This is a genomic window from Acinetobacter nosocomialis (assembly GCF_041021905.1).
In the GTDB taxonomy this organism is placed as follows: domain Bacteria; phylum Pseudomonadota; class Gammaproteobacteria; order Pseudomonadales; family Moraxellaceae; genus Acinetobacter; species Acinetobacter nosocomialis.
The window spans coordinates 3,090,603-3,105,736 of sequence record NZ_CP157432.1; the positions used below are offsets into that span (position 1 = coordinate 3,090,603).

General features: G+C 36.3%; 15 protein-coding genes and 1 tRNA gene. 7 read left to right on the forward strand and 9 right to left on the reverse strand.

What is annotated here, in order from left to right; translation table 11 throughout:
• Nucleotides 1-99: 99 nt before the first annotated feature.
• On the reverse strand, nt 100-2,247 hold the full coding sequence (locus ABLC00_RS14405; protein WP_031997562.1) for a glycine zipper family protein: 2,148 nt from the start codon (nt 2,245-2,247) through the stop codon (nt 100-102).
• A 604-nt stretch (nt 2,248-2,851) separates the two neighbouring features.
• Between ABLC00_RS14405 and ABLC00_RS14410 the strand changes: the two genes are divergently transcribed.
• From ABLC00_RS14410 to ABLC00_RS14425, 4 genes are read left to right on the forward strand one after another with little or no spacing between them, the layout of a single operon-like run.
• Entirely contained in the window at nt 2,852-3,106 is a 255-nt protein-coding gene (locus tag ABLC00_RS14410; protein ID WP_000701730.1) for a hypothetical protein, read from the forward strand.
• Nucleotides 3,107-3,108: 2 nt separating this feature from the next.
• On the forward strand, nt 3,109-3,249 hold the full coding sequence (locus tag ABLC00_RS14415; protein ID WP_001259410.1) for a hypothetical protein: 141 nt from the start codon (nt 3,109-3,111) through the stop codon (nt 3,247-3,249).
• Nucleotides 3,239-3,466 carry a hypothetical protein gene (locus ABLC00_RS14420; protein ID WP_001087629.1) on the forward strand — a complete coding sequence of 76 codons (228 nt, stop codon included), beginning with the start codon at nt 3,239-3,241 and terminating at the stop codon, nt 3,464-3,466. The genes ABLC00_RS14415 and ABLC00_RS14420 overlap by 11 nt, the downstream gene beginning before the upstream one ends.
• A 12-nt stretch (nt 3,467-3,478) precedes the next feature.
• The gene (locus ABLC00_RS14425; protein ID WP_000838342.1) at nt 3,479-4,132 is read left to right on the forward strand and encodes a hypothetical protein; all 654 of its coding nucleotides are present in this window, start codon (nt 3,479-3,481) and stop codon (nt 4,130-4,132) included.
• A gap of 57 nt (nt 4,133-4,189) precedes the next feature.
• Here the strand turns inward: ABLC00_RS14425 and ABLC00_RS14430 are convergent, their stop codons facing one another.
• Nucleotides 4,190-5,140, reverse strand: coding sequence for an inovirus-type Gp2 protein (locus tag ABLC00_RS14430; RefSeq protein ID WP_000284561.1), 951 nt, complete (start codon nt 5,138-5,140; stop codon nt 4,190-4,192).
• Between the two features lie 374 nt (nt 5,141-5,514).
• A complete protein-coding gene (locus ABLC00_RS14435; protein ID WP_000344079.1) occupies nt 5,515-7,242 on the reverse strand; it encodes a hypothetical protein in 1,728 nt (575 codons plus the stop codon).
• Nucleotides 7,243-7,426: 184 nt separating this feature from the next.
• Here ABLC00_RS14435 and ABLC00_RS14440 point away from each other — a divergent pair, with 184 nt between their 5' ends.
• Nucleotides 7,427-8,164 carry a hypothetical protein gene (locus ABLC00_RS14440; protein WP_000101621.1) on the forward strand — a complete coding sequence of 246 codons (738 nt, stop codon included), beginning with the start codon at nt 7,427-7,429 and terminating at the stop codon, nt 8,162-8,164.
• Between the two features lie 31 nt (nt 8,165-8,195).
• Here ABLC00_RS14440 and ABLC00_RS14445 read toward each other — a convergent pair whose 3' ends face one another.
• Nucleotides 8,196-9,116 carry a hypothetical protein gene (locus tag ABLC00_RS14445; RefSeq protein WP_000022452.1) on the reverse strand — a complete coding sequence of 307 codons (921 nt, stop codon included), beginning with the start codon at nt 9,114-9,116 and terminating at the stop codon, nt 8,196-8,198.
• Nucleotides 9,117-9,293: 177 nt separating this feature from the next.
• Between ABLC00_RS14445 and ABLC00_RS14450 the strand changes: the two genes are divergently transcribed.
• Nucleotides 9,294-9,560, forward strand: a complete 267-nt coding sequence (locus tag ABLC00_RS14450) for an AlpA family transcriptional regulator (protein WP_000572501.1) — start codon at nt 9,294-9,296, stop codon at nt 9,558-9,560.
• A 55-nt stretch (nt 9,561-9,615) separates the two neighbouring features.
• Here the strand turns inward: ABLC00_RS14450 and ABLC00_RS14455 are convergent, their stop codons facing one another.
• From ABLC00_RS14455 to greB, 3 genes are all read right to left on the reverse strand, one after another.
• A complete protein-coding gene (locus ABLC00_RS14455) occupies nt 9,616-10,830 on the reverse strand; it encodes an integrase arm-type DNA-binding domain-containing protein (protein ID WP_000235462.1) in 1,215 nt (404 codons plus the stop codon).
• Between the two features lie 168 nt (nt 10,831-10,998).
• Nucleotides 10,999-11,088 (reverse strand) — tRNA-Ser (locus ABLC00_RS14460).
• An 89-nt stretch (nt 11,089-11,177) separates the two neighbouring features.
• Nucleotides 11,178-11,672, reverse strand: a complete 495-nt coding sequence (greB, locus tag ABLC00_RS14465; protein ID WP_033846105.1) for a transcription elongation factor GreB — start codon at nt 11,670-11,672, stop codon at nt 11,178-11,180.
• Nucleotides 11,673-12,044: 372 nt separating this feature from the next.
• On the opposite strand from greB, the gene ABLC00_RS14470 reads away from it, so the two are divergent.
• Entirely contained in the window at nt 12,045-13,157 is a 1,113-nt protein-coding gene (locus ABLC00_RS14470) for a transglycosylase SLT domain-containing protein (RefSeq protein WP_004707379.1), read from the forward strand.
• 91 nt (nt 13,158-13,248) lie between these two features.
• Here ABLC00_RS14470 and ABLC00_RS14475 read toward each other — a convergent pair whose 3' ends face one another.
• Complete coding sequence (locus ABLC00_RS14475) at nt 13,249-13,632, reverse strand: SCP2 sterol-binding domain-containing protein (RefSeq protein ID WP_001110719.1); 384 nt, start codon at nt 13,630-13,632, stop codon at nt 13,249-13,251.
• A gap of 208 nt (nt 13,633-13,840) precedes the next feature.
• Nucleotides 13,841-14,746: a tRNA 2-thiocytidine(32) synthetase TtcA gene (gene ttcA / locus ABLC00_RS14480; protein ID WP_002048552.1), complete on the reverse strand. Its 906-nt coding sequence runs from the start codon at nt 14,744-14,746 to the stop codon at nt 13,841-13,843.
• Between the last annotated feature and the right edge of the window lie 388 nt (nt 14,747-15,134).

The following is a 15,134-nucleotide window of genomic DNA, read 5'->3' on the forward strand; positions in this document are numbered from 1 at the left end:
CTGAAATTATTTGGAATAACTTTTAATTTACTAATTCAATTAGTAAATAATCTCTCCAATTTTTTATTTCAAATACAACTATCAATATTATTCCAACACTCAAGCAGGTTTAAGCTGATGAGTACGATTAGGCTGTGCTGAATCAGGTTTGGCAAGTTCCCTATAAATCTCTAATTGACGATTAATTTCATTAATTTTTGGCTGTAGATCAACTGATATAAAATTACTTGACTCATCAATAGCCACCCAACCAGCTTGAACCTTTTCCATTTCATTACCTTTTTGCAACTTATGTAATATCCATTGGTTCAGATGATAGGCACGCATATAAGCTTCATGTTGATAGATCAATAAAGTACTAAAAGTAATAATACGATCAGCATTATTCAACATATGAGTTTCAAAACTTTGTAGCTGTTTGAATAGCACATTTGTTCGATGAACCAATAAATTTTCATTGAACCACGCTGCGAATTCAATGAGTAATTTCACTACGATATCTCTCTGATTACACAAGGCTTCTCGATTCATACTATTTGCACCTGTAGAACCAGCAACCCCTCCCATATATGCACCAATACCACTCGCAACAATGACTCCAACACCACCTGTAGCAAGACCTGCTAATGCGCCGAGTAGCATTGACCCTGTCATTGCACCTCCAGCAATTGCAGCAGTTTCTTTGCCAACATTTTTTAAGTATTGCTCGCCATCCACTTTACCTGAATTAAAATCACCATAATTACGATATGCCGCTAAACCAATCGTTAATAGTGGGATTGGTAGCATATCTCCTACATCCGCAAAATCTGAAACTTGCTCTAGTCCTACACCAGTAGTTTCCTGAACAGCTTCATAGCTTAAAGTGGTATCCACTAACACCATCGGATGATTACCTAGCTGCTCTGCAAGTTCACTGTTCACAATCACTGGAATATCTGGATACTTATCAAAATGACTTAATACATAATCAGCATCCATTGAGCACTTAACTTGCATCGGTGTGCCATCAACAATCAAATCATAACCAGCTTGGTTTGCGCTATCGGGAAATTCAACTGTATGTCCTTGTTGTTGTAAATTCAGTGCAACCTGTTGTTCAGCAACATAACCAGTTAAACGAGTCACTGCTCCTGCACTATCTAGTGTATTCGCTGAAATGTCTTGTAAAGTATTTAAATTTTCAGGATTTCCTTTTGATGCAAAGCTCAATGCATCTAATACAGATGGATCAATATGTGCATAATCCCAAATTAATCCTAAAGAATATGCGGATGCCGTTAAGCCCACACCCACCTTTAGCCCTTGATCAGATAATATTTTTTCTAGCTCTTTTTGTGCTTTTTGATTTTGGTTAAGACACTCAACAATTTTTTTATTTTTCAAAAGTTTTGGTGCACTCGCAATAATTCCTTCACTATATGGAATCTGCGAATCACGCCCTCCAAAAAATGTACCAACGCCCTTACTAAAACTATTTAGCCCACGTCCCATGTCAGCTAAGAAATTAGTATCTTCAGGACGAGTTGCAATAACGTCTTCTGGTAAAAGGGCTGTTATAGCACGATTGAGTAGATTCCCTTGTAATGCTCTATCTTTCGCATCGTCTATAGAGCAAAGTAAATATACAGCATATTGCAAATCACCAAACTCTCCTTTTTCCTGATTATAGATAACATTCTTCCGCATTATTAAGCATTCAAGATAATCAAAATATAATGTTTCTTGATAAGGACAATGCTCAAAATAGTACTCAAACTTTTCTATAGCGCTGGTATAGATTTCACTACGTTTGTACACTATCGCCTGTGCTTTAATGACAGCATTGCTAGGCTCACGCTCAAATAAAATTTTTAAGATCTCTCGACTAATCTGTAAATGTTCACTTTTTTCAATCTTCGATAAATACCGACTGACTAATTCAGAAATATTCATCGACGCTTGATGCTTGAGTTTGAATAAAATACATTGCTCTAACCAAGCATAATTTTTTGCATGCCCCTGATAGTGAGGGATAAATACTGTTTCAATCAATTCAACCAATTCTAAAGCAACGCCAATTTCCTCAGATGAATTGATAGAAAATTCCCATTTTTGTGGAATAGTCACACTAAATAAGCGAGAGAAAAACCCCGAATTAAGATCAGCTTTTTCTTGAGTAACTAACATCAACATATCTTCTGGAGTAAGTGTATGTTTTTGAGTTTTAATTCTATCTAGTCGTACTTTAAGTAATTTAAAATTCATATATCCCCCTAATTTTTTGAATTTTCAGATAATTTACTATTTTAGACACCAGAATTATATTACTTAAAATTGAAAAAGTACTAGTGTATTAAAAATAATAAAATTATTGATTTATTTATATATTTTCATAACCTCGATTGACTAAACTCACCCTTAATTTTATCATTCGACTGCTGACCTACATCGTCAGTCGGTTTTGACAGACCGTTTACAAAAGGCGCACAACAACGCTGTGATGGTTTTGTGCGTTCTCTTAAGTCACGCCTTTACGGTGAGACTGGGAGGGGCACGCTTGCGTGCGCTGATTTCCTTTTGTATCAGTCTGTCAACCCGCCCAGTCTTGCCACCATTATTTGACAGTAATTTGGTAAGACTCTCTTTCATACAAAAGGAGTAGTCACCATGACTCAGCACTTTCTATCTATATTATTTTCCCTAAAACGATTTTCTATTCCTCTGTTGCAATAGCAACTTTCAAAATTTTTTGCTTATTTGACTGATCTAAACGCTATCTAGCCTTGGAAAGCTTTTTCAGATCTACACTTTAGTCAATTCAGCAAAATATATTACACATCAAATAACACAATAAAAATTAGGGGAAATGATGAAAATTCAAACTTCACTCATTGTTGTCTCAGTTGCACTTCTAGCATCAGGCTGTGCCAGCAAAACCGAACGCCAGTTTATCAGTGGTTGTAAAACAGGCGGCATTAATGACAGCACTTGTTCATGCATCTACGACAAACTTGAAAAGAAATATGGTGAGGGTGGACTGAAAGAAAATATCTACACCTTACAACAAACTGAATCCTTCCAGATGGATATGGTCAATGTGTCCTATCAGTGTATGAAGGAGTAGCCATGAGAACACTTGCAGGCATTATCTGCGTCATCGCTGTGATTTGTGTACTGGGTCTACCCTTCATTAGCTTCATGATCGTGATGGGAATTTTTATTGCATTGGCAAAATTTGCAACTGGGGGGGAAGTAAATGAATTCTAATCTTAAAGCTGGACTGATCAGCACTTATCTGGTCATTGGATTCTTTTTTGCCATCTATCAACATTTCTGGGGGCAGTATAACTATAAGCCATTTACCTACAATTTAGGGCAAGGCTTAGTGTGGCCTGCGGTGATGTTTCCTGTAATCGGTAAAATTGTTGGTGGAATTTTGATTCTACTATTCGTCTGGTTTGTTGTTATTCGTCCTAAATTATAAGGGAGTGCAATCATGAAATCATTATTTTCCACCATTGCCTTGTGTTCCCTGTTAATGGCATGTAGCCAGAACAATCAACCACCAAAAACTGATACTTCAGGTGAGCCTACCAATAATGCTGCTCAGCATACTCAATCAATCTATGCTCCTTATACCGAGGAAGCAGTTAAAGCTAAACTCAATGAAATGCAGATGATTATTGACAATGGTCATGTCTATTTACCTGCTGAGGTCAAGGAAGCGGAGTCTTATATCAGTGGATGGAATAAGTATCCTGATGTGCTGAAAGCCATGATGGAAACTGACCTTAATCCAAACAACACTCAGGAAGCTGCTGACATTCCGCTTGAGAATGAATCTGCACAAGTTAGCGATCTAAATGTTAAGGCTCGCATTAGTGCTAGAGAATCTCAATCTGCTTTTAATGTACAAGGGGCAATTGAATATATTCTTGAAATTCAATCGACCAGCAATCAGCCTTTTGTTCTACAAGGCATGAAAATTAATCGTGGTCGTTGTGGTTATTACACCGCTGACTTTCATAGCAAGATGCCTGTGCAAATGAGCTATAGCTCTACAGTATCGTACTTATTGAAATGCCGTGGTGATCAGGTGCTTGAAGCTGAATTAATCACCGATCAAGGAAATGTAAGTTTGTCTTTTTGATGTCAAACTGTACAAGATAGAGAATACATCTGATAGTCGTGTTCTCTATTTTTAATATCATAATGACTCATTTTGTTCAATATCTCTGCGCCATTTTACTTCAAACTGACCTGTACCAAAAGTCCGCATCTGTGGAGAGGTTTTAGCCCGTAAGCGCTGATCTTCTTTTTCAGGATTGACCAAGTACATCGCTGCACGAATCGCATTTGTAACTTGTATTGGTTGATCACGATGAATCATTCCAACCCCAAGCAATCCATTTTTATCAAATTTTTCCTTGTTGTCTTTGGTATTACAGTTGTAGTGAGTACCCTGTTGATTGGTGATGTGCTTCCAATACTCAGCCACCAGTTTTGCTAAACCTGAATCCTCTATACGACTATTCCCATCATAGATGAGTAATAAATGGCAGTGATAGCCTTTTTCTACACCCTGCTCTAATGCCCATACATAACCTTGTAAGTGCTTAAAACAGGTATCTTTATTTGACATACGATTACATAGAATATCCAATGCATACTTAAAGTCTTGAATACCCCAATGGATTTGATATTCTTTAAGAATAGAGATATCTACTCGAACAAACTGTAATCTAGCATAGTGTGTAAGCAGTTTATTTAGGTAGCATTCCAGTTTAAAGCGATTACGTTGTTCTTGACGCTGAAAATCGAATTGTTCTCGTATTGTATTTTTCATCTCATGTTGAATTATGCCTTGAATATGGAAGATGTGGTTTAGTTCAAATCGTAAAATATCTTCATAAAGATGGGAGTCCAATTTATCCATAATGTAATCTACGAGATTAATCACTCTTTTGAAAACATTAATGATTCTGGAATAAGTAAAATCTTCTCTGTAAATCACCTTAAAAGCACACACAGCATCCAACAGCTCTCGCTTGAATTCTTCATGATCATCAACAAATTGCTCATGGCATGTACTAACCATAAAATCTTCGATTGAGATAAGAATGGATGATTCACTTTCTAATGGATTATTCTGGTACATTTAGGTTCTCACTGAAACATAAGGTTCATATCTAAGTGAGAGATGTAAAATTTTACTGATCATGATTCTAAAGCAGGATGTTGTGGTCATCCTGCTTAGCTGAACATGCTTAGAGACTTTGGAACATACTATAGGGTTAATTTAGAATGCTTTTAGTGATTTGATATTGATACATTGTCTATAACCCATTTGAGTATGGGCTATACTTAACTAAATAACTCACTGTATTTAATCAACGATATAAGTTATTGTTTATATTATTAATAGATAATAATATATATTACCTGTTAAGCAAACCTGTCTAGACTGACCATTACACCACTGCGCCATACAGCGAGAATAACCAAATTATGGGAATATTACAGAAGCTAAACTTACGCTACTTTTTTATTCAGCAATTCAGTTCCTCCTGTATAAAACTGATCCAGCAATCCATATTTTTTCATGTCATCAACACTAGGTTCAATGAATTTCAGCAAATAGTCTTCGTTCGAATATTCCTCCTCTTTCCCACGAATTGGATGAGGGATATCGATCAGAAAAAACTCATCTTTAGTGAGTGTTGAATCGGGCACATAGATACAACTATACATTTTCTGCGACTCGACTTTTGGTATAATTTGAAAAAACTTGCCTGCTACATGACTGAGTCTTCGCGTACTTTTTAAAAATGGTAAAATCTGATTTTTGGCAATCAAATTCAAACAAAATAATAAGAATTCTAGGATGAACCGTTGCTCCTGTTTCTCTAGCTTCTGAATCTGTATTTGGATGTCCGCATCTGGATCGCTGTTTCTGATTAAGTCAGGATTTGTAATCAATTCCAAACGGTATTTTTCTTGAAAGACAAAAGGATAAATATCTTTTTCAATTGTAGTCCGATTTAAAATATCTACACCATATAACAGTGAACCTTGTAAGATATGCTGACGTAAACCCCGCTGATCAAGCAGTCTGCAACACCATGATTCAAAATAGCATTGCATCATTGTCAAATTTGAATCCAAATCATTCAACTTGATATGTTGCTTCTTTTTATTGATTAATGCTTGTTTGAACACTTTTGCAAATACTGTCAAATCTCCTTGTTCCTGATGGCATTGTTGTAATTGCAAATAATGAATTAGACATTCTTTAATGAAACTAGAAATCGTCTCCTGAACTTGTGATGAAGACTGGATACGCTCAATCATTGTTCCAGAAATAATGTTGATTTTATCTGAATCAAGCCCCTTAAGAACCAATGTCGTAAGGTGATTGAGATCGCGTGAGTTGTCAGAATCCAACGGCTGCACCTGCTCAGAAATTACCGTAAAAATATCAGCAATCATTTTTATTTCAAAATGATGTCTTTCACTCGCTTCCAATATATAAAACCGACCATACCGAGCATGATTACCCCAAAAGGTATGAGATAAATTCAACACGTAGGTTGGCGTTATATTTTTTATAAATTTGTTATTGATCGTCCCATGCACATGTACCCGAAGCAGACCTATCTTTTTCAAAAAGTAGATCGAATCAAATATTGCTTGCTTATTTAACCCTGTTTTAGCAACCAGTTGTGTTGTACCTATATTACGTATCACCCCATAAGCATCACATGAGCGAGTCAAGTTTGATAATGTCAACAATACCCTAAAATCCAGTTTTTGTTCGGGTAGTAAATCAAACTTTTTAGTGGTCACTCTGACTTGAGATAATTTGATTAAAATAAGCATTAAAAGGTCAAACTGCTTAATCGCTCTCTTAAGGCGGACATACCTATGATGGGATGTTTCATGTTGATTAACTTTACTCAATAGCAGATTTAAATAATCTAAATTCAGCTGTATTGTTCTAACTCTTGCCCGCCGACCTGTTTCTGGATATGAAAACTCCAATATCTCAAAGCCTGATAACTCCTCCAATACCAGTTTTAATTTTTTATGTTGCACACCTATCTTTTCAGACAATTCCAACAATGAATCGTTGGTTTTTTGTGTACCAAAGAGACTAATAAATTTAATCAGCACCAGTCTAGCGTAGGAACTTAATCTATGTGGTGATAACTCATTAAAATTAAAAATGAGCTGCTTATGCTCTTCTGTCATTTCATCCATACATTTTTATTCATTCAACATTGCTATTAGTAAATTTTAGAATTATTTTTAGATAGGCACAAATATTTACTATAAAATAAATTTAAAACAAATAAACATTTACTAAACGTATTTAGAAATGTTTATTCCACCTTAATTAAAATCTATAATCATATTAGAATTTCAAACATCATAGAACATCAAAATGGCAAGAAAACAACTGACATTGCAACAATGGCTTGATAAAGATCAGACATTAAAATCCTTGTTTTTAGAGCACGAATGTAACAAAGAGCAGGCACTACTGCAGATAGTTCAGCTTCCTGATGGACGATTGCAAATTCAGCCCATCGAAACCATGATCCACCCATTACTCGTAGCAGAAATAACGAATCAATGGGTACTTTTACTCAATGAAAAATATTTTTCCGATCTAAAAAATAGATTCAGAAATTTCAAATATTCCAAGAAAAATCATGCGAATGTGAGAAAGCAATTTTATCTAACCTCACATACAGCCAAAAAAATGGAGGCATTGACTGAAAAGCTCAAACTTAAAACTGAGGCAGAGTGTCTAGAATTCCTGATGAATACGTATGAGGCAAAGCAAACGCTCCCTCCACCCTATAAGCAAAAATTAAATGAAAAAGACATGATTATTGAGGAATTGAACCAACGCATCAAAGCCCTTGATAAAATGCTTTATATTAAACAGCTTCAGGTACGCAAACAGGATGAAGTCATCCAGAAGTATCTCATTAATGAATTAATCAACAGTAAAATTACCATTAATGAATTAACCAATAGCCCCCTTCAGGACGCCAGTGAAATTCAGAAATTAAAACTCCAGTTTTTAAAGGAAATACAGAAAAATATTCAGCTAGAGCAAATCAGGCACCTATCCGTTGATCAAATTGCTTCTGATACTTTTGGTAATGAATAAGCTGATGATTGTTTTTTATGAGTACTTCTTATCACTTTTGAATAAGAATATCCTGTAACAGTTCAGTACAATCCCTTAAGTGGTGAAGAATACTTTCATCATTATAAATGGTGTTATAGGGTATTTTTTTCCCCAGCAGCAAAGCAGGGTCAGTTGACTTCTGAGCAATGATTAATTCGTTTATTTCTAACTGAAGTTTGTCGATCCTGTTCTGATATTTACGATTCTGATAAACCTTTCCATGATAATTTTCATTCTGTTTATTATGGGAATTAATGAGTCGTCCCTTTTCCAATTCTTCAATCAATGCCAGCTTAGAATCTATTTCATTCTGAATCCAGACCAGATTATTTTTTTGATATTCAAGTCTAAGTATTGGCAAAATTGATTTTACCGCCTGTGATAAATTCTCCCACCGACCATTTTTATGAGCTTCATCCCTTAAAACCCGATACAGAATTTGATGCCGTGGGTATACATTCTTATCATTACGAACTTTGACTGCCCGAATACCTCTCATTCGTTTCAAAATCTTTAAATTGCGTTGGGTGCAAATATTTTCATCCAGAGCCTGATAAGCCTGTAAAATGACACTATAACGTTTTTTTTGAATTGTATTTGAAAGCGTATCAAACTCGTCTTTTAATGCATTTAGCTGTTCCAATAGTACTACTATCTGCATAGGTGAAATGACAGTATTCTCACCTAAAATCAGTTGATGAAATTCATTTATTTCTTTCAGAATTAAATCATTGAGGTGTAGTCGCTCGTTCAGCACCTTTCGCTGTATATCGCTTAACTCAGCAACGATGATTCTTTTTTCTGGCTCATCAGCTGTTTTTATATTTCCACATGCCTCATTTTGTAAAAAACTGGATTCATAATAAGTAAACAGACAATCAATGAACTCCTGTTCCAATTCATTTAAGTCTTCAAATTTTATAATAGACATATTTTTATATTCCAATATGTTAACAATGTATAATAGTAATGTTTTTTTATAATTATGCACTGTTCTTTTATCACTGTATACCACTGTCTATCATGAGCCATATGAAAGTATGCAATGTTCAATATCAATACTTTCATACTGTTAATATTTATGTGTATAAAATCCTAGAGGTGGAAAATGATAGAACAGCATTATCGTGTCAAAGACTTAGTCAACTACCCTGAACGCCCTGCCAAGGACTATGTAGATCGTGGTGGTCGCAGACGAAAGCTATCTTATAAGCCTGCAACCAAAGGGATATTGAATATTGCAGAATCCACCTTCTGGAAAATGATTCGTCGGGGTGATTTTCCTGAACCTACCTATTTAACAGCAAGTATGCCCACATGGGCTGAAAGCCAGATTATTGAATGGCTTGAACTCAAAGAGCTTAAAGCAGCATAAATTAAATAGCCTGTCGTTTGACAGGCTATTTTTTTATCATTGGATTTTCATCTTTTTACTGTTGCTGATCCAGCAATGATTCTAGGTAATTCGCCCACTCCTGCATCATCTCCCGACGATTGTTTAAAAATTTGGTTCGATTGTAGGCTGTACCATTATTATCTTTTACTTTATGTGCCAATTGATGCTCAATAAAGTCTACACGTTGTTCTAATATTTCATCCAACATGGTTCGTGCGGTTGCACGTAATCCATGTGCCGTTTGCTTCCCAGCATAGCCCAAGCGTTTTAACGCTGAGTTAATCGTATTATCAGAAATAAAAGTTTTACCATCCCGACCCACGAAAATGTATTCACTGTATGGGTGCAGATCAATAATTGAATCAATTAAGTCAAAGGCCTGATCTGACAATGGTACAATATGAAGCTGCTTGGTTTTACTAGCTGTAAATTTAAAGCATCTTTCTTCACAATAGAAATACTCCTTTTTCAGCTTGCGTATCTCCCCAGGTCGCTGAAAGGTCAACACGGAGATTTTTAACGCCACTTGTGTGATATGTGAACAACGTGGATAAAGTTTGGAGTAGTTCCAAATTTTATTGAGCATTGGAGCTAGTTCCTGCTCCTCTGTCACGGCTGCAAAGTTCCCACCCTGTGGTTTGGGCAGTTCAATATCCTCAATAGGATTGTATTGAATCAGCTTCTTTTTACGTGCTGACTTAAATATCTGGTTCAAGTCCGATTTTAGGCGTTTGGCAACTGACAATGCACCACGTTCAATAATGCGCTTAAAGACCTTAATCTCAAGAATTTCCAAGGTAAGCTGTGGAAAGGTTAAATCACCAATATAGGGATAGACATCGTGCTTTAAACGACGGATCGTCTCTTCATCCTGTTTTTGCTCTAGCTCACGTTTATATAGCCATGCTTCAGCAACAATACGAAAGGTATTTTCTGCTTCTTTCTGTTTCTGGGACTTGGTTTCAATCCGCTCCATTGCTGGATCGATGCCCTGCTTAATGAGCTTCTTATATTCATCACGAATAGTGCGAGCATCATCCAGTGAAACTTCAGGATAAGTACCTAAAGATAAATCATTACGTTTGGCTAAAAATGGACGTGTGTAATTGAATATCCAGTACTTGCTACCACTCTGATCAATACGCAGGTACAGGTTTCCCCCATCAGACAGCTTATACATCTTGTCAGGATCAGGTTTAGCTTTTTTAACTTGTAAAGCACTAAGCTTATTGATTCCACGAGTCGCCATAATTCAGACATAAAAAAATGCAGTAAGAAATAATCTTACTGCATTTTTTACTACTTTATAACTACCGATTGGCGTAGTGCGTCACGGCTTGTCATATCGTATATTTCCAACTTTAACCTTATAAATCATAAACTTATATAGTGTTAAACAGTGTCAGAAACTTGAATTTGGCGGAAGCGGTGAGATTCGAACTCACGGAGGACTCACACCCTCGTCGGTTTTCAAGACCGGTGCATTAAACCGCTCTGCCACGCTTCCAACGAGCGTTATAATATAAACAAAAATGCAAGTTAGCAAATCTTTTATTTAATTTTTAATTCAAACGCTCAAAATAAAAACAAATCTATTTAAATTTCATCATTTTTAGGCTTTTCATAACGAATTGCATTGATATACCAAAGCTTTTTACCTAAAGGAGTGTGCACTTCAACCTCATCATCGACTTGTTTACTCAAGAGTGCACGTGCCATTGGCGACTCAATCGAGATATGTTGAGGATGATGATCATAAATTTCATCAATCCCTACGATACGTAAAGTTTTTTGTTCACCTTCTTCATTTTCAATTTCGACCCAAGCGCCAAAGTAAACTTTGCCTTCTTGCTCGGGAGCATAATCGACAATTTTTAACTCTTCTAAACGTTTTCCTAAATAGCGTACCCGTCGATCAATTTTTCTAAGCAGCTGCTTATTGTACTGATAATCGGCATTTTCACTGCGGTCGCCAAGGCTTGCCGCCCAATTCACTTTCTTTGTGATTTCTGGTCGTTCTCCATGCCAAAGTTGTTTTAATTCAGCAACTAATTTGTCATGTCCTGACCGAGTGATTAAGTTAGATTTCATGATAAAAAACCACTGATGAACAACATACTGCTTACAAGATGTAGCATTTTATACCCTATTTACTCATATCAGAAGTGTATAAATTTTCTTCCTTAATAAATTCATGTTGTTATGTTGATATATCGAATATTTAATTGTTCAAAATTTGACAATCTTTTTTTTGAAGATTATGATGCGCGCATCTTAAATGTTGAGTATTTTTTAACCCAACCAAAAACTTTGTAGATTTTCTACATAGTTTATTTTTTTCATTTCATGTCATTTTGAATGACGTCATGACTGCCCACCCCTTATTGAATTTATCAACTTTTAAAAGTTATGGCAGCTTTTTGTCTGGCTTTTAGGGCATAAATTATCTGTAGCGGAGACAACATGCACAGTAATTCAAGTTCTGGGTCGAGGCTTGGCCTTAGCTCTTTATTTTCTTCTCTCCCATTGAAAGTTCTTGCACTCAGCACTATGTTTTTTCCCTTTCATAGTATTAATGCAGGAAAAACCCTACAGTACAATACTGTAGTTAACACCAACACATTAACCGTAGTTGCTGTAGAAAGCCCAACTACTGTTTTTAAAGAAGATCAATTTTTACATGGCTTCGGTTATGACTTGGCTCGTAACTATGCACAAAGCTTAAATGTAAAGTTGGACTTCAAAATCGTGGCAGATAACGCCACCGCACTCAAGTGGGTCCAGCAAGGTAAAGCAAATCTTGCCATGACGACCGCGAGCTTAAGCTCAATCGAGAACAAAGGTTTAATGTCTTTTTCTGCAAGTTGTGGTGACATCGTAAATTTGCAAAAAAATGGATTAAATCCCGATTTAAGCTGGGTGTTTAAACAAGCAGATGATCCTCTTACACAAACAGCCAGTGGTTTTGTTTGTCAAAGCAAGCAAAATGGTCTGACTCAACAACTGGCTTCATTTTACAACCGTAACGTTGTAAAACCTGAGTCTTGGTCGACGATTCAACGTGATATAAGTACACGTCTACCTATTTACAAAGCCAGCTTTAAACAAAGCGCGGCCAAGTATGATTTAGATTGGCATTTGCTTGCAGCAATGAGCTATCAAGAATCGTATCTTAAGCCAGAGTCTGTTTCACCAACAGGCGTACGCGGGTTAATGATGTTAACCAACAGTACAGCTCGGGCAATGGGTGTAAGTAACCGTAGCGATCCAGCGCAAAGCATTCAGGGCGGTGCGAAATATTATGATCTCATGCTAAGTGAGTATGGTGATATTCCCTACCCAGATCGTAACTGGTATGCCCTTGTGGCCTACAATATGGGTCCGGGAGCAGTCAACCAGATCCAGAAGCGCTTACAAACCCAAGGAAAAGACCCAAACCAATGGGTTAATCTCTATGACTATTTACAACGCAATCAAATGCGAAATGGTCGATACAAACAAGCGGTACAGTATGTGACTCGTATCCGTGCTTATCTTGAGCATATTAAAACGGCTCAAACACGAATCAATATCTAGTTTTATTGTTTTAAAAGTTGATAAATTCATTGTTTGTATCAATAAAAAGCTTACCTCTTGGGGTAAGCTTTTTATATGAATTCTTTTAGAATTAAGCTGTTTGTTCTAATACTTTCTTGAACAAATCTTTTTGTTCTTGGCTTGGTTTAGCTGTTTGTAAAGCCATTAACTGAGACATGTCGCCTTGAACTTTAATTTTACCAGTCATGAATGCTTGCATAGCTGCAGCCATATCAAACTCTAGGAATACTTTACGTAAAGTTTCAGCATCCATGTTTAAAGTTGTTTTGGCATTTGAAGACAAACCTTTTTGGATTTTACCCCCATCTAACGCTAATTCGGTATTTCCAGAAGCATCTGTAACTACTAAATTAATTGCCAAATTCGCAAGAGCTGGTGGCAAATTAAGATCACCTGCTTCAGCAGTTAATTTTTCGACAGTCGCAAACCAATCATCAGTTAAAAATGCAGGCATGATTCTTCCTCAAATTTATTTGTTCAATTTCTCTAGTTAGTTGCCTATCCAGACAACATCATATGAAGCACTTCTGCTTGTGCGTTGTTATAGCATGTAATTTTAAGGTTGGGCTATGACTTTTTGTACGGAACATTCATTTTTTAGTATTTTGATACATTAAAGGCACTTGTTTATAAAGTGCCTTTAATTGACTTACTTAATTGTTTTATTCAGCAGCAAAACTTAAGTTAACGACATCTAAACGTTTTTTAAGTTCTTCAGGGTCTTTAAAGTCGATCTCGCGCTGAGAATCTAGCGCTTCGAAATCAAACAAATCACGGTCTGCTAACTGAGACGGAGACACGTTTTGTAACGCACCAAAAATACTGTGTAAACGTTTCGGATATTGTTTATCCCACTCACGCAACATTTCATTAAGCATGGCACGTTGTAAGTTCTCTTGTGAACCACAAAGGTTACACGGGATAATTGGGAACTTACGTAATTCTGCATATTTGATAATGTCTTTTTCTTCAACATAAGCTAAAGGACGAATCAAAATATTTTTCTTATCCGAAGACAAAAGCTTAGGTGGCATTGCTTTTAAGCTACCGCCATGGAATAAGTTCAAGAAGAAAGTTGCAATGATGTCATCACGGTGATGGCCTAACGCAACTTTAGTGGCACCAATTTCTTGAGCAAAGCCATAAAGCGAACCACGGCGCAAACGTGAACACACTGCACAGTATGTTTTACCTTCAGGTGTTAAACGCTTGGTAATGGTATAAGTGTCTTTTTCCAAAATGTAATATGGAATGTTATTTTCTTCCATATAGCGTGGTAACACATCTTCTGGAAAACCCGGCTGTTTTTGGTCAAGGTTAACCGCAACAATATCAAAGTTGATTGGTGCAATACGTTTGAACTGCAACAAAATGTCGAGCAAGGTATAACTGTCTTTACCACCAGACACACACACCATGACCTTGTCACCATCTTCAATCATGTTGAAGTCACGGATGGCATGTCCAACTTGACGGCGAAGCTTCTTAAGCAAACGATAATAGGCCGAGCTTGTTGGAAGTTCAGGCTTAAAATTAAATCCTTCGTTGGACTCAACTGGCGCGTACATAGACGAGATATACCCATAAATAAAAATACCGCGCAATTTTATATGATTCGGACGGGAATCGCATCAAAAGAATAGTTTCAATTCTTGAAGTCGTCATAATGCTCAGGCATGATGCAAAAGCGGTGCTCCATTTTGACCGACGAGTTCATTTTTTGCGCAAAATGCTTACTTTTTGGACTTTTCCACAGTTTTCCACAAAACCTGTGGATAAAATTGTGGATTTCTTAATACTTGACAAACTGTTTTCACCTTCTGTTAAGGGTTTTATTTAAATTGATCATTTTTTAACCAATGATTTTTACCTTTAATTTTCAAATAGTTAGACAAGTCAATAGAATCATTTTAAAAATTTTTTTTAATTTTTTTTGATGATCATTCGAACAAAACA